The organism is Allobosea sp. 05T439 (assembly GCF_056396005.1).
In genome coordinates this window covers 50,697-64,358 of sequence record NZ_JBFTKP010000019.1, presented here as the reverse complement: position 1 = coordinate 64,358, position 13,662 = coordinate 50,697, and the positions used below count along the sequence as shown (strand labels likewise).

Annotated in this window: 14 protein-coding genes; 10 read left to right on the top strand and 4 right to left on the bottom strand. The window is 65.9% G+C overall.

Annotation, left to right across the window (positions count from 1 at the left end):
• The first annotated feature begins 3 nt into the window (after positions 1–3).
• The 4 genes from AC1DIO_RS21365 to AC1DIO_RS21350 are packed head-to-tail and all read left to right on the top strand — an operon-like array spanning position 4 to position 3,741.
• Complete coding sequence (locus AC1DIO_RS21365; RefSeq protein ID WP_441492714.1) at positions 4–1,527, top strand: HAL/PAL/TAL family ammonia-lyase; 1,524 nt, start codon at positions 4–6, stop codon at positions 1,525–1,527.
• Positions 1,524–2,153 (top strand): ABC transporter permease, encoded by a 630-nt coding sequence (locus AC1DIO_RS21360; RefSeq protein WP_441492715.1) that lies wholly within the window; start codon positions 1,524–1,526, stop codon positions 2,151–2,153. The genes AC1DIO_RS21365 and AC1DIO_RS21360 overlap by 4 nt, the downstream gene beginning before the upstream one ends.
• Positions 2,153–2,785: an ABC transporter permease gene (locus tag AC1DIO_RS21355; protein WP_441492716.1), complete on the top strand. Its 633-nt coding sequence runs from the start codon at positions 2,153–2,155 to the stop codon at positions 2,783–2,785. The genes AC1DIO_RS21360 and AC1DIO_RS21355 overlap by 1 nt, the downstream gene beginning before the upstream one ends.
• Entirely contained in the window at positions 2,785–3,741 is a 957-nt protein-coding gene (locus AC1DIO_RS21350; RefSeq protein ID WP_441492717.1) for an ABC transporter ATP-binding protein, read from the top strand. The genes AC1DIO_RS21355 and AC1DIO_RS21350 overlap by 1 nt, the downstream gene beginning before the upstream one ends.
• Here AC1DIO_RS21350 and AC1DIO_RS21345 read toward each other — a convergent pair.
• Both AC1DIO_RS21345 and AC1DIO_RS21340 read right to left on the bottom strand, forming a co-directional pair.
• Positions 3,738–4,559 (bottom strand): phosphate/phosphite/phosphonate ABC transporter substrate-binding protein, encoded by an 822-nt coding sequence (locus AC1DIO_RS21345; RefSeq protein WP_441507436.1) that lies wholly within the window; start codon positions 4,557–4,559, stop codon positions 3,738–3,740. The two genes, AC1DIO_RS21350 and AC1DIO_RS21345, sit on opposite strands and share 4 nt — an antisense overlap.
• Positions 4,559–5,566: an ornithine cyclodeaminase family protein gene (locus AC1DIO_RS21340; RefSeq protein ID WP_441507435.1), complete on the bottom strand. Its 1,008-nt coding sequence runs from the start codon at positions 5,564–5,566 to the stop codon at positions 4,559–4,561. The genes AC1DIO_RS21345 and AC1DIO_RS21340 overlap by 1 nt, the downstream gene beginning before the upstream one ends.
• Before the next feature lie 220 nt (positions 5,567–5,786).
• Between AC1DIO_RS21340 and AC1DIO_RS21335 the strand changes: the two genes are divergently transcribed.
• The gene (locus tag AC1DIO_RS21335; RefSeq protein WP_441507434.1) at positions 5,787–7,229 is read left to right on the top strand and encodes a lipopolysaccharide biosynthesis protein; all 1,443 of its coding nucleotides are present in this window, start codon (positions 5,787–5,789) and stop codon (positions 7,227–7,229) included.
• A 6-nt stretch (positions 7,230–7,235) separates the two neighbouring features.
• Here the strand turns inward: AC1DIO_RS21335 and AC1DIO_RS21330 are convergent, their stop codons facing one another.
• Positions 7,236–7,958, bottom strand: coding sequence for a fused DSP-PTPase phosphatase/NAD kinase-like protein (locus AC1DIO_RS21330; protein ID WP_441507433.1), 723 nt, complete (start codon positions 7,956–7,958; stop codon positions 7,236–7,238).
• A 154-nt stretch (positions 7,959–8,112) separates the two neighbouring features.
• On the opposite strand from AC1DIO_RS21330, the gene ppa reads away from it, so the two are divergent.
• Positions 8,113–8,649: an inorganic diphosphatase gene (gene ppa, locus AC1DIO_RS21325; RefSeq protein WP_441492722.1), complete on the top strand. Its 537-nt coding sequence runs from the start codon at positions 8,113–8,115 to the stop codon at positions 8,647–8,649.
• Between the two features lie 109 nt (positions 8,650–8,758).
• On the opposite strand, the gene AC1DIO_RS21320 is transcribed toward ppa, so the two are convergent.
• Positions 8,759–9,634, bottom strand: a complete 876-nt coding sequence (locus tag AC1DIO_RS21320) for an HpcH/HpaI aldolase/citrate lyase family protein (RefSeq protein ID WP_441507432.1) — start codon at positions 9,632–9,634, stop codon at positions 8,759–8,761.
• 100 nt (positions 9,635–9,734) lie between these two features.
• Between AC1DIO_RS21320 and AC1DIO_RS21315 the strand changes: the two genes are divergently transcribed.
• From AC1DIO_RS21315 to sdhD, 4 genes are all read left to right on the top strand, one after another.
• Positions 9,735–11,447: a serine/threonine dehydratase gene (locus tag AC1DIO_RS21315; RefSeq protein ID WP_476854040.1), complete on the top strand. Its 1,713-nt coding sequence runs from the start codon at positions 9,735–9,737 to the stop codon at positions 11,445–11,447.
• A gap of 180 nt (positions 11,448–11,627) precedes the next feature.
• Positions 11,628–12,701 carry a MaoC family dehydratase gene (locus tag AC1DIO_RS21310; protein ID WP_441507430.1) on the top strand — a complete coding sequence of 358 codons (1,074 nt, stop codon included), beginning with the start codon at positions 11,628–11,630 and terminating at the stop codon, positions 12,699–12,701.
• A 156-nt stretch (positions 12,702–12,857) separates the two neighbouring features.
• Positions 12,858–13,253, top strand: a complete 396-nt coding sequence (gene sdhC, locus AC1DIO_RS21305) for a succinate dehydrogenase, cytochrome b556 subunit (RefSeq protein ID WP_441507429.1) — start codon at positions 12,858–12,860, stop codon at positions 13,251–13,253.
• Between the two features lie 11 nt (positions 13,254–13,264).
• Complete coding sequence (gene sdhD / locus AC1DIO_RS21300; protein WP_069878686.1) at positions 13,265–13,657, top strand: succinate dehydrogenase, hydrophobic membrane anchor protein; 393 nt, start codon at positions 13,265–13,267, stop codon at positions 13,655–13,657.
• Positions 13,658–13,662: the final 5 nt, after the last annotated feature.

The following is a 13,662-nucleotide window of genomic DNA, read 5'->3' as shown; positions in this document are numbered from 1 at the left end:
CTGGTGCAAGCGGCCCCCGCCGTCGTCATCGGTGCCGGGCCGCTTTCGATCGAACAGGTCCATGCCGTCGCGCATGATGCTGCGCAGATCATGCTGGCTCCCGCGTTGCATGAGCGGCTGAGCGGGGCTCGCGCGGTGGTCGAGCGCAGCCTCGAACGCGGCGAGGCCGTCTACGGCTTGACGACGGGCCTCGGGGCTGCGGTCGATACGCGGCTGGCGGCGGATCAGATTGCTGCCTTCCAGCAGCGGGCCGTTCGGGCGCGGGCCGTCGGGGTCGGGCATTGCCTGTCACGGGGCGAGGTGCGGGCCGTGCTGCTGGCGCGGCTTGCCGGTCTTGCGCAGGGCGCGTCGGGCATCTCGCCGGGCCTTGTCGGGACGCTCGCTGCGATGCTGAATTCCGGGGTTCATCCTGTCGTCCGGCGCATCGGCTCGCTGGGTGAGGCCGACCTCAGCTCGCTGGCCCAGCTCTTTCTGCCGCTGACAGGGGAAGGCGAGGCCGAGTTCGACGGGCGGATTCGCCCCGGCCCCGAGGCCATGCGCCTGGCCGGCATAGCGCTTCCGGCCCTGGGGCCGAAGGACGGGCTCGCGCTGCTCAATGCCAATGCCGAGAGCGCGGGCCTGGCTGCGCTCGCGCTTCGCGCCATGACCATGGCGCTGCAGGCGCTGACGGCAGCAGGCGCACTCTCGCTGGAGGCTTACCGCGCCAATCTCTCGCCCATCGGCAGCAATCTGGTCGCGCTTCGGCCGGTGCCGAGCCATGTCACTGGCGCGGCGAAGTTGCGCGAACTCCTGGCCGGCAGCGATCTCCTTGATGAAGGCGCTGCCAGGCGCGTGCAGGACCCGCTGTCCTTTCGCTGCCTGGCGCCCGTGAACGGAGCCGCATCCGCCGCGCTCGATACGGCGCGGGCGCTCGTCGAAGTCGAGCTCAACGGGGCCGGCGACAGCCCGGCGGTGCTGATCACCGAGGATGTCCTGCGTTCGACCGTCAATTTCGACACGACGGCTCTTGCACTCGCGCTCGAGGGGCTCGGACTGGCAGTCGCCCACGCCGCGACGATCTCGGCGTTCCGTATCACCAAGCTGATGTCGCCTGCGTCCAGCGGGTTGCCGCGCTTCCTGACACGCCATGGCGGCACGCATGCGGGGTTTGCGACCACGCAGAAGACGACCGCAGCCCTGGAAGCGGAGATCCGCCATCTCGCCCTGCCGCTCGGCCCGATGACCATGCCGGTTGCCGATGGTGTCGAGGATTACGCGCCGATGACGCCGCGCATCGTCGCAAAGACGGCGATGATCGCCGAGCACCTGGCGCGGCTTGCTGCGATCGAACTCGTCGTGGCCGCCGAGGCCGCCGAGCAGCGCGAGGGCATCAGGCTCGGCGTCGGCACCACTCTCGCACTTGGCTTCGTCCGCGCCCATGTCGCCCGGCTCGACGATGACCGGCCGATGGGGCGCGAGTTCGAGGCGCTGGCCGAACGCCTGGCGGCGGGAGAGCTTGCCGCAGCGTTTTCGGACCTGCCGGCATGACCTGGATCATTGAGAATTACGACCGCCTGCTGATCGCGCTCTGGGAGCATATCCAGCTCGTTGGCATCGGGCTCGCGATCTCGCTCGTCATCGGCCTGCCGCTCGGGATCATCTCGGCGCGGCGGCCGACGTTCTACCTCGTCGTGCTGTTGATTTCGGGCGCCCTCTACACGGTGCCGGCACTGGCGATCTTTGCGCTGTTGATTCCCATCCTCGGGCTGGGCTTTGGCCCGGCGATCGTTGCGCTCGTGATGTATGCCCTGCTGATCATCATCCGGAACACGGCAACCGGCCTGCGCGAGATCGCGCCCGAGATTCTGGATGCCGCCGACGGCATGGGCTATGGCCGCTGGCGTCGGCTTTTCGCCATCGAGCTCCCGCTGGCGTTGCCGGTGATCATCGCCGGCATCCGCATCACGGTCGTCACCATGGTCTCGGTCGCGACCGTGGCCGCCTTCATCAATGCCGGCGGCCTTGGCGACATCATCTTCCAGGGCATCACCCAGGATTTCGGCGAGAAGGTCGTGGTCGGCGCGATCATGACCTCGCTGCTTGCCATCGCCTGCGACGAGATCTTGCGTCGGCTCGAGCTCGGCCTGCGGGCGGCCCAGGCGGAGGGCGCCTGATGCTCGGCTGGATCTCCGCCAATCCCCGCATCTTCTGGACAGCGGTCGAGAATCATCTCTGGCTTTCGGGCGTGGCGCTTCTCGCCGTGGTGCTGATCGCACTGCCGCTCGGACTTGCGCTGACGCGTCATCGCAGCTTCGCCAATTCGGCGATCGCGATCGTCAACATCCTGCGCACCGTGCCGAGCCTGGCCTTGCTCGTCATCATGCTGCCCCTGCTCGGCACCGGCTTCCTGCCGTCTGTGGTGGCGCTGACGCTGTACGGCCTGCCGGCCCTGCTGCTCAACACCTATACGGGCCTGAGCGAAGTCGACCGCGACATCGTCGAGGCGGCGCGCGGGCAGGGACTTTCGGATGCGCAGGTTATGACGCGGATCGAGATCCCGCTGGCGCTGCCGGTGATATTTGCGGGCATCCGCACGGCCGCCGTGCAGGTCGTCTCGGCGGCGACGCTCGCGGCCTTCATCGGCGGCGGCGGTCTCGGCGAACTGATCACTGCCGGCATGGCGAATTTCAATTTTCCGCAGCTGATTGCCGGAGCGGTCGCGGTCGCCTTGCTCGCGCTGCTGGTCGAGATCGGTTTTGCGAGCGTCGAGCGCGCCATGACGCGTTCCGCGCGAATGGGGGCCTGATGATCCGTCTCGAGAATGTCAGCAAGCTCTTCCCAGGCATCGCGCGTCCCGCGGTCGACAGCCTCGATCTTTCTGTGCCCGAAGGCCGGACCTGCGTGCTGATCGGCCCATCCGGCTGCGGCAAGACCACGACAATGCGGATGGTGAACCGGCTGATCGAACCGAGTTCCGGCCGGATCATCGTTGGGGGTGAGGATGTCACCCAGGCCGATCCGGTGCTGCTTCGCCGCCGCATCGGCTATGTCATTCAGCAGGTCGGCCTGTTCCCGCACATGACCATCGCCGAGAATGTCGCGACCGTGCCCAAACTGCTGGGCTGGCCGGCGGAGAAGATCAGGTCGCGCTCGGAGGAGATGCTGGCACTCGTCGGGCTGGAGCCCGAGCAGTTCCTGGCGCGCTACCCGCGCCATCTCTCCGGCGGACAGCGCCAGCGTGTCGGGGTTGCGCGCGCCTTGGCTGCCGACCCGCCGGTCATGCTGATGGACGAGCCGTTCGGTGCGGTCGATCCCGTGGTGCGGGGACGCCTCCAGGAGGAGTTCGTTGCGATCCTGCGCCGGCTGAAGAAGACGGTGATCTTCGTCACCCATGACATCGACGAAGCGATCCGCATGGGCGATGTCGTCGCCATCATGAAGGATGGCGGCCTAGTGCAGTATGACACACCCGACCGCCTGCTGGCGGCTCCGGCTGACGCATTCGTCGCCGATTTCGTCGGTGCTGACGCCGCGCTACGGCGCCTCTCTCTGGTCAGCGCCGCAGATGCGGTCGAAGAGGGAGCGCCAGAGGTTTCCGACCTGCGGCTTCCGGCATCGGCCAATCTGCGCAACGTGCTCTCCGCGCTTCTGACCGAGGGGCGAGACGGGGCGACCATCGTCGATGGCGACAGCCGGCCGCTCGGGCGTATCACGCTTGCGGCGATCCGGGCGCGCAGTGCCGGGCGCCCGGCCGAACCCTAGCCCGGCCGACCATATCCGGCGGCTTCCGCGCTGCGTGCATCCTCGAGCAGCACGTCATAGCTGCTGCGTTCTATGGCTGCGAAACCGGAGAGCTTAAGGCGAGCCAGCAAAGCCTGCGCCTGAGGCTGGGCTGCTGCGTCGAGCAGCGCATCGCGAAGGTTTGCAAGCGGGGCCGCGTCCAGCGTGTCCGAGGCGACCAGGAGCGGCATCGGCCTTGGGAGCGTCGTCTCGATGGTCCGCAGCCGTGCAGCGGTTTCAGGCTCATGCGCGAGTAACAGGTCGTGAAAATACGAGTCGAGCGGACCAATATCGATTTCGTCGTTGAGCAACGCGGCAATCACCCGGCGCGGCGTCAGAAGCGGGCCGATGCTTTGCCGATACAACGGCCCGGCCTTCCAATGGGGGAGCAGGTGGCTGCGCAAGGCGTTGAACCCGGACTGGGAGTGCTCGACCGTCCAGCCAAGGCGCTGACCGAAGCTCCCGGCGAGCGTGGCGATCGGGCTTTCGGCGCGGGTGACGAGATGAGTTGCATAGAAGGGCCGCCCGCCCGCAAGCGCTGCGGCCGGGATCGGAGCCGCGATCGGCTGCACGGGAAAGCGACCGCTTGCGAAGGGGTAGCCGCAGATGAAGGCGAGGCCGAGATCGCCGCGTCGCCAGAGGTCCTCCAATGGAGCCGGTGCGGCATGGTCGACGACAGTCAGCGGCACCCCCGACCGGCTTGAGATCCAGGCGAAGAGATCGGTCCAGGCAGCATGAACCGCCGGGTTGACGGCATACATCCGCGCATTGGCGACAAGGTGCGGTGTGGCAGGGTTCATCAGGCGTAACGCAGCCTCTGGCCAATCCCCATGCGCCCGGCCTTCTCCAGCATGAAATGGCCAAGCGCGATGTCGGAGAGCGAGAGCCCGCGATGCCAGAACAGGATGGTTTCGTCGTCACTCTCGCGGCCGGGCTTCAGCCCGGCGACGATTTCGCCCATCTCGGCATGAAGGGTCGCCTCCGAAAGCTTGCCGGCCTCGACATGGGCACGTAGCGCGCCGAACTGGCCCGATCGGCACTGGCCCCAATCGTCGACGACGAGCTTGCTCATGATATCGGTCAGCGAAAGCTCGACGGCACTCATCGTGCCGTAGGGCACGACGAAAGCGCCCGGCTTGATCCAGTCCGTCCTCAGCAGCGGCTCGGGAGCATCGAGGCGCGAGGCTTCGACAACGATATCGGCGCCGTCGACGCAGGAGCGCCAGTCTTCGGTCACGATGACGGGCTTGCCGAGATCAGCTGTGAGCCGTGCTCCGAAAGCCTCGCGGCTTTCCTGTCGGCGGGAATGCACCCGGATCTCGTCGAAGTCGAACAGCGAGTCGAGCAGGCGTACGTTCCAGTAGGCCGTGCCGCGTGCTCCGATATGCCCCAGCACCTTGGCAGCCTTGCGCGCAAGGTATTTCGCGCCGATGGCTGTGACTGCGCCGGTGCGCATATCGGTGAGATGGCTCCCGTCGATGATGGCCCTGGGCACGCCATTGGACGGGTCCATCAACAGGAGCAGGCCAAGCTCCGAGGGCAAGTCCTCCTTGTAGTTGTCGACGAAGTCCCCGATCACCTTGACGCCCGCCAGGTTGATCGGCGCTCGAAACGCGCCCCTCAGCACGTTGAAATGACCACTGCTGCCGCCTGGAATCAGGTGCATGCGCGGTTCGATCACGGTTTCCCCGCGTCCTTGCGCCGCAAGCCCAGCCTCCACTGCGGAGATGATCTGCGGGTCGGTCAACCCTAGTGCCTCGACGTCCAGCGCATTCAGGAAATCGAGGTGGATGGGGGCGCGCGTCATGGGATCAAGCCTCTCAAGCTGCGAGGGAAACACTGACCGGGACGTCCTCAGATGACAATGGAGCTCAGTTAGAACGCTGATAAATGACGGGTTTTGCCACTTTTCCGCCACAGCTCGCATGGTAGCGAGAACCCTCCCCGGCGCGACCAGCGAAAGTGCCTGCAAATTTACCGTGCGTTAACCATACCGGCGCAGCGTGCAGCCTGCGGAGTGAAGCGACGTGATCGAAGGGGTTGATCGCGAGCGAACTCCGGCAGGCGAGCGCCACGGCCCCCGGTCGAGCGAAGACGACCTGCCCGACATCCCGACCGGGGACGTGGATATGGCTGCGCAACTCGCACTGGACAGGGGCGGCTTTGCAGCGGCCGCGTCGGCGCCCGTTCCGGCCGAGCCGATCGCGGCCGATGGCTCTCCCGTCAGGCGCACCGGTCTCCGCAACGGCTTGATGCTGGCGCTGCGCTTCGTCCAGGCGCGGATTCTTTCGGTATGGGGCCTGCTCTTCGCAGCGGCCCTGTGCCCACCCAAGGTTTTCGCGGATTTCGCGATCTTTTCGGCGCTGGCCAATTTCGTCGCGATCGCAGTTCTGCTGCGCTTCGAGGCCGTGTTCTTTCAGAGCAATGACAGGGTGCGTCTCGGCAGGGCGTTTCGACTGGCCTTCGCTGCGGGAATGGTTTTCCTTGCCGGGATGACTGCGGCAATTCTGTTCGCGGCGTCCGCGGGCTGGGTCCTGCGCGGCTTTGGTGCGCTCTTCCTGATTTCGTTGGCCAGCCGTGCGGCCATCAGGCTGATGACCGCCGAGGCGACCGCCGAGGGTGATTTCACGACGATCGGCAACAGCAATGTCGTGCAGGCGATCGTCCAGCCGGCCATGATGATCCTGCTGATCTGGCCGCTCGGCCCGACGGCGCTTGCGCTGTTCGCCGCCGATGCCTTCGGCCACGCAATGGCTGCGATCTACCTGGTCTGGCGCCGTCACAAGGCGCTGATCGGCTTCGTGAGGCTGCGCTGCTGGTCGCACCGAGAACTGATGGAGTCGGCGATACGCTGGCGCACGGCGCCGACCTATCTGCTGCCCTCGGCGCTGCTGTCCTTCGGTTTCATGGTGGCGCCGCTGCTGGCGTTGCCCTTCGCCGGCAACGCCCTTCTGGCGGCGCATGTCGCGCTTGCCATGCGCCTGCTGGAAATGCCGATGCAATTATTCAACGCGGCGGTCACGCCGCTGGCGATGAATGATCTGCGCAAGCGCGAGGGAGCGGATCGGCAACATTGGGCCCGTCGGATCACCATGGGCATGGTTGCCATTGTCGTCGTGCTCTTCGCCGGCGTCGCCATCGTCGCACTCGGGGCCGACTACGTGCTCGAGGGCACGCAATGGGAAGGGGTCGGCGAGACCATGGCGCTGCTCTCGCTGTTCTATGGCTGCAGTACCCTGGTCGGACCGCTGCACGAGATCGGTTCACTGTCGCTGTATCCGCGACGGCAGATGATGACGAATGCGGTTTCGCTGGCCGGTGCCGCGCTGGTTATGTGGTGGTTCGGGACTTTGTCGGTGGCGCTGCTCACCGCGATCGGATGCGTTTCGTTCGCGCGCATGATGGCGCATATCCAGTTTACCTGGACGCGGATGGGGGGCGCTCCTGCCCTGCCGCGTGCGGCGCGTTGAGCAGGTCTACTCGCGCCGGATCAGGCGGTCGGCGATCAGCGAAGACAGAAAGCCGGTCTTGAAGTCTCTCTCGAGCGCCTCGGGATCGTAGCTGCGCTCGACCCAGTCGAGGAAGGCGATGCCCTTGGCCTCGCCCTCGCGGGCATAGGCTTCGAAGAACGCGTCGAGGATCCCGGTCTTGGCGAAGCGGAAATGGCCGTAGCGCAACGAGAGCTGTTTCATGGCTTCGTCGAGCGGGCGGTTCTCGTGCACCAGCAGATAGAGCGCCGAGAAAAAGCCAGCCCGGTCCGCGCCCGATTTGCAATGCACCAGCGCAGGTTCCTTCAGGCCCTCGAAGAAGGCCTTGGAGCCGAGGATCGTCTCGCGGTCAGGTGCACCACGCGAACGCAGCACGAATTCGACCAGTGCGATGCCGTGGCGTTCGCAGGCTTCGCGCTGCAGCGGCCAGGCGCCGTGCTCGCGACCGCCGCGCAGGTTGACGATCGTCTTGACGCCCTGGCGGGCGAACCAGGCGACGTCGGTGGGCGCGGGCTGGGCGGCGCGCCAAAGGCGCGGCGTGACCCGGTGGGCATTGAGATAGGCCAGGCGGAAGATGCCATGATCGACCAGCAGCATATTGGCCCAGGCGCGCAGCCGGTCGACCCGGCCGGTAAGCGGCCGGTCCCAGCGCGCGATGCGGGCCATTCGCCGCGCATAACGCTGATCGTTGCGGCGCAGCAGGTTCAACACCACAAAGTTCCATCCTTGATCATCTGCAGCCCGATATCAGTGGGAAGTGCCATGCGCAAACCCTGATGCCCCGTCCGCCTAAAGGTCGGGCTTGGACTTTTGCGCTACAGCGCGCATAAGGCGCGCCAGTTTTTTGTCTCAACAGGTATGACCCATGCGCCTAGATGCCATCTCCATCGGCAAGAATCCGCCCGACGAAGTCAATGTGGTCATCGAGGTGGCCATTGGTGGCGAGCCGATCAAGTACGAGATGGACAAGGAAGCCGGCACGCTCTTCGTCGATCGCTTCCTCTACACCCCGATGCGTTATCCCGGGAACTACGGTTTCATCCCGCATACGCTGTCCGAGGATGGCGACCCCTGCGATGTCTTGGTCGCCAATACACGCCCCCTGATTCCCGGCTCCTACATCGCGGTCCGGCCGATCGGCGTGATGATGATGGAGGACGAGGGCGGCGGTGACGAGAAGATCATCGCCGTGCCGGTGCCCAAGCTCACCAAGCGCTACGAGAACGTGCACAACTACACCGACCTGCCGCAGATCACGCTCGACCAGATCCAGCATTTTTTCGAGCACTACAAGGATCTCGAGCCCGGCAAATGGGTGAAGCTCACCGGCTGGGGTGACGCCACCAAGGCAAAGCAGCTCATCGTCGAGGCGATGGAGCGGGCAAAGAAGGCCAAGGGCTGAGGGCAGACGCCCGGTATTCTCCATCATGGCCGGGCCTGTCCCGGCCATGATCTCGTCCCGTTACCCCGATCAATACGGGCCTCCGGCGCAAGGCCGGGCATCGCGCAGGTTACGCCGCGATCGCCTCGCTCAGCGCCACGACGCGCCTGGCCATCTCGGCATGAAGCCGCTCGACCATGCGGCCGTCGAGCTGGATCGCGCCCTTGTCGGCATTCTCCGGCTGTTCGAAGGCGGTGATGATCGCCTTGGCGCGGGCAAGCTCATGATCATCCGGCGCGAAGGCGGCGTTGGCCGCAGCGACCTGTGAGGGATGGATCAGCGTCTTGCCATCGAAGCCGAGATCGCGGCCCTGCGCGCATTCGGCCGCAAAGCCATCCTCGTTCTTGAGATCGTTGTAGACGCCGTCGACGATGTCGATGCCATGGGCACGGGCGGCGAGGATGGCCGTCACCAGCCAAGGCAGCATCGGCGCACGGCCAGGCACGAAGCGAGCGCGGGTTTCCTTGGCGAGATCGTTCGTGCCCATCACGAAGCAGGCGAGCCGCGTCGAGGGATCCTTCGCCGCCGAGGCAATCCGCGCCGCGTCCAGGACGGCGAGCGGCGTTTCGATCATCGCCCAGATCCGGATGGCCGGATCTGCCCAAAGGCCGGTCAGCTTGTGGCCGATCTCGATCAAGGTTTCGGGGGCCGACACTTTCGGGATCAGGATCGCGTCGGGCCTGGCCTCGGTCGCTGCGGCGAGGTCCGCTTCGAACCAGGGCGTGTCGACGCCGTTCACCCGAATGACCAGTTCGCGCCGACCATAGCCTCCGGCCTTCACCGCGGCGCAGACCTGCTCGCGCGCCATGTCCTTGGAATCCGGGGCGACGGCATCCTCCAGATCGAGGATCAGCGCATCGGCGGCAATCTCGCGAGCCTTTTCGAGCGCACGGGCATTCGAACCAGGCATATACAGGACGCTGCGGCGTGGGCGGATCGCTGTCATGGGATACTCCTTAACGACGGCTGATCGAATTTCGCTGCAGTGCACACTAGACGTGACTGCAATGCAACGACAGTTCATCGAAAGGTGAAGAGGGGGGCGAATGGGCTGGATCGCCGGCGTCGACGGCTGCAAGGCGGGCTGGATCGCTGCGATCCTGGGCGACGCTACGCCCCTGCGTCCGCAGTTGCGCGTGATCTCGCATTTCTCCGAGCTCTTTGCGGGATCGGCGCCGCCCGATCTCGTGGCGGTCGATATGCCGATCGGCCTGCCGGACCGGATTGTCGGCTCCGGACGTGGCCCCGAGCAGGCGGTGCGCAGCCTGCTCGGCGAGCGGCAATCCTCGGTGTTCTCCATTCCCTCGCGCTCGGCAGTCCAGGCTGCAGAGTATCTGGAGGCTTGCGGCGTGGCCGTCGGGACCTCCGAGCCACCGCGCAAGGTCTCCAAGCAGGGCTTCTTTCTGTTCCCAAAGATCCGGGAGATCGACGGCTTGTTGAGGCAGGAGCCGGTGTGGCGCGAGCACGTCTATGAAACCCATCCCGAACTTGCCTTTCGGACGATGCGCGGCGCTCCTCTTCTGAGCCCGAAGAAGGTCCGAGGGGCGATCAACCCCGAGGGCATGGCCGAACGACGGGCACTTCTGATCGCGGCAGGCTTGCCGGTCGAGAGCGTTCACGCACGGCCGCCGCGGGGAGCTGCTGCAGACGATATGCTGGATGCGTTCGCGGCGCTGATCGTCGCCAGGCACATCCGGGGCGGGCGTGGAAAGCCCTTCCCCGATCCGCCGGGACGCGATAGCCACGGGCTTCCCATCGCGATCTGGACCTTCGCGCCGGATCGCCCAGCCTATCAGGATCGCGCCATGTCCGACCGTCCGGTGTCCCATTCCATGATCGAGGCGGCTGCCGCGCGCATCGCCGGCCATGCTCGCGTGACGCCGATCATGCGCTTGGGCAAGGGGGCGCTCGGGTCCGTGGGGGACATCTCGCTCAAGCTCGAATGCCTGCAGCATGCGGGGTCCTTCAAGACGCGCGGCGCCTTCAACAACCTGCTGTCCCTGCCGGTGCCTGCTGCAGGGGTTTCTGCTGCATCCGGGGGCAACCACGGTGCGGCGGTGGCCTATGCGGCGCGCGAACGCGGCGTGAAGGCGACGATATTCGTGCCGGAGATTTCGCCCGCGGCCAAGATCGAGGCGATCCGGCGCTTCGGCGCGGAGGCCGTGGTCGGCGGCGCGCAATATGACGATGCGCAGGCTGCCTGCGATCGCTTCGTCGCGGAAAACGGCGCGCTCAAGATCCATCCCTTCGCCGCGGTCGAGACCATCGCCGGTCAGGGCACGCTCGGGCGCGAGTGGGATTTGCAGGAGCCCGATCTCGATACGGTGCTTGTCGCAGTCGGTGGCGGCGGGTTGATCTCGGGAGTCGCCTCCTGGTTCGCGGGATCGAAGGTCAAGGTGGTCGGCGTCGAACCCGCGGGCTCGCGTGCCTTGCAGGCGGCGCTCGAAGCCAAGGGACCGGTCGCGGTCGATGTCGCCTCGGTGGCCGCGGATTCGCTCGGCGCCCGCAATGTCGGCCAGCTGGTCTATGACGCCTGCAAGGACACGGTCGATCACGTTGCGCTCGTGCCGGATGCCGCCATCACCGAGGCGCAGGCGCGGCTCTGGCGCGATTTCCGGCTGGCCGTCGAGCCCGGTGGCGCGGCCGCCTTCGGCGCGCTGATCTCGGGAGCCTACAAGCCGGCTCCGGGCGAGCGCCTGGGCGTTCTGGTCTGCGGCGCGAATGTCGATCTCGCCAAGCTGCAGGCGATTGTAGCCTAGGCTGCGCGCCTCTTCCTGTCGCGGCGCGACGGAGGGCCGCGAGGCTCGTTCGATGAATGGTCGTCGCTCGGCCGACCATTCCGGGCGTGCGCATTACCCCATCGTCGCAGCGGCACGGGGCTGGACGCAGGCTCTCACGGCGGCGCACAATCCGCCTGCCCGACCAGACGCGAGACGCCGATGTCCCAGACTGCGACGCTGCCCGCTTCCAAAACCAGCCCTGGCCGCTTTTTCGAGGATTTCCGGCTGGGCGAGACGATCGTCCATGCCACGCCACGGACCGTGACCAGCGGCGACGTCTCGCTCTATACGGCGCTCTATGGGCCGCGCTTCGCGGTCCAGTCTTCGGACAGTTTTGCACGCGCGGTCGGATATCCCGCGGCGCCGGTCGACGATCTGCTGGTCTTCCACATCGTCTTCGGCAAGACGGTGCCGGACGTCTCGCTGAATGCCGTCGCCAATCTCGGCTATGCGGATGGGCGCTTCCTCAGGCCGGTCTATCCGGGCGACACCTTGTCGACCACCTCGGAGGTGATCGGCCTGAAGCAGACCTCGGCGGGCGATGCCGGCATCGTCTATGTCCGCTCGATCGGCCGGAACCAACTGGGCGAAATCGTGCTGAGCTATGCGCGCTGGGTGCTGGTGCGCAAACGCGAACCGGGAGCCCCGGCGCATGCCGAGCAGGTGCCCGAACTTCCGAAGGTCGTCGCTCCCGAAGAGCTTGGCGAGGGCTGCCCGACACTGGATCTCACCGCCTATGACGATGCGCTCGCGGGCTCGGCGTTTCGCTGGGGCCATTATGCGGTCGGCGAACGCATCGACCATGTCGACGGCATGACCGTGGAGGAAGCCGAGCATCAGCTTGCCACCCGTCTCTACCAGAACACCGCAAAGGTGCATTTCGACGCCTACGGCGCGCGCGAGACGCGTTTCGGCAAGAGATTGATCTATGGCGGCCATGTCATCAGCCTGGCCCGTGCCCTATCGTACAACGGTCTCGGAAACGGCCTTCACATCGCGGCGATCAATGGTGGCAGGCATGTCGCGCCACTTTTCGCGGGCGATACGGTCTATGCCTGGAGCGAGGTGCTGGAGAAGGCCGAGTTGCCGGGCCGCAGCGATGTCGGCGCCCTGCGTCTGCGTCTCGTCGCGACCAAGAACCTGCCTTGCGGGGAGTACCCCTTGAAGCTGGGCGATCAATATGCCGGTGGTGTCATCCTCGATCTCGATTATTGGGTGCTGTTGCCGCGCTGACGCGTAAGCATAAAGTTACAGATTGAGATTTATGTAACCACCGATTCGCTGCCTCGCATTGCAGCGCGGGAACGGTTTCTATAGAGAGCCAATCACTCTAGAACCATTCCCAAATGGATCGGGCCCCCGGCGGGCCGCAGAGTCGGAGAGTTCACCTTGGCCCAAACCAAACCGATCGCGCGCCCGCTTTCGCCGCATCTGCAAATCTACCGCTGGTCCTGGACCATGGCGATGTCGATCGCGCATCGCGTCACCGGCTCGGCGCTCTATGCCGGCACGGTCCTCATCGCCGCCTGGCTCGTGGCCGCCGCCTCGGGGCCGGGGGCCTATGAAACGGCTCAGGCGATCGCCGGCTCCTTCCTGGGGCGCCTCGTGCTGTTCGGCTATTCCTTTGCGCTGCTGCACCACATGGTCGGCGGCCTGCGCCATTTCGTCTGGGACATGGGGTACGGCTACGACCCCGAGACGCGCATGAATATGGCGAAGTACAGCGTCTTCGTCTCGGCGGGCCTGACGATCCTGCTCTGGATCGTCGCCTACGCGATGCGCTGAGGAGTTTCGTCATGTCGTCAAATTCTTCCATGCGTACCCCGCTCGGCCGCGTTCGCGGTCTCGGCTCGGCCAAGTCCGGCACCGGCCATTTCTGGCTGCAGCGCGTCACCGCCGTGGCGAACGTCTTTCTGACGATCATCTTCCTCGGCGTTGTGATCTCGCTCTTCGGCAAGCCCTATGCGGCTGCTGTCGCGACGCTCTCGCACCCGCTGGTCGCGATCCTGATGCTGCTCTTCACCCTGTCGGGCGCGGTCCATATGCGTCTCGGCATGCAGGTCGTGATCGAGGACTATGTCCACCACGAAGGGTTGAAGATCCTCGCCGTGATGGCCAACACCTTCTTTGCGATCGCGATCGGCGCAGCTTGCGTCTTCGCGATCCTGAAACTCTCTTTCGGAGGCTGAACCCG

What these genes read in the sequence shown, in the direction of transcription:
- sdhD (WP_069878686.1), top strand. Translation starts at nt 13,265, where the DNA reads ATGTCGTCAAATTCTTCCATGCGTACCCCGCTCGGCCGCGTTCGCGGT.
- AC1DIO_RS21350 (WP_441492717.1), top strand. Translation starts at nt 2,785, where the DNA reads ATGATCCGTCTCGAGAATGTCAGCAAGCTCTTCCCAGGCATCGCGCGT.
- AC1DIO_RS21360 (WP_441492715.1), top strand. Translation starts at nt 1,524, where the DNA reads ATGACCTGGATCATTGAGAATTACGACCGCCTGCTGATCGCGCTCTGG.
- AC1DIO_RS21345 (WP_441507436.1), bottom strand. Translation starts at nt 4,559, where the DNA reads ATGAACCCTGCCACACCGCACCTTGTCGCCAATGCGCGGATGTATGCC.
- AC1DIO_RS21315 (WP_476854040.1), top strand. Translation starts at nt 9,735, where the DNA reads ATGGGCTGGATCGCCGGCGTCGACGGCTGCAAGGCGGGCTGGATCGCT.
- AC1DIO_RS21340 (WP_441507435.1), bottom strand. Translation starts at nt 5,566, where the DNA reads ATGACGCGCGCCCCCATCCACCTCGATTTCCTGAATGCGCTGGACGTC.
- AC1DIO_RS21355 (WP_441492716.1), top strand. Translation starts at nt 2,153, where the DNA reads ATGCTCGGCTGGATCTCCGCCAATCCCCGCATCTTCTGGACAGCGGTC.
- AC1DIO_RS21320 (WP_441507432.1), bottom strand. Translation starts at nt 9,634, where the DNA reads ATGACAGCGATCCGCCCACGCCGCAGCGTCCTGTATATGCCTGGTTCG.
- ppa (WP_441492722.1), top strand. Translation starts at nt 8,113, where the DNA reads ATGCGCCTAGATGCCATCTCCATCGGCAAGAATCCGCCCGACGAAGTC.
- AC1DIO_RS21310 (WP_441507430.1), top strand. Translation starts at nt 11,628, where the DNA reads ATGTCCCAGACTGCGACGCTGCCCGCTTCCAAAACCAGCCCTGGCCGC.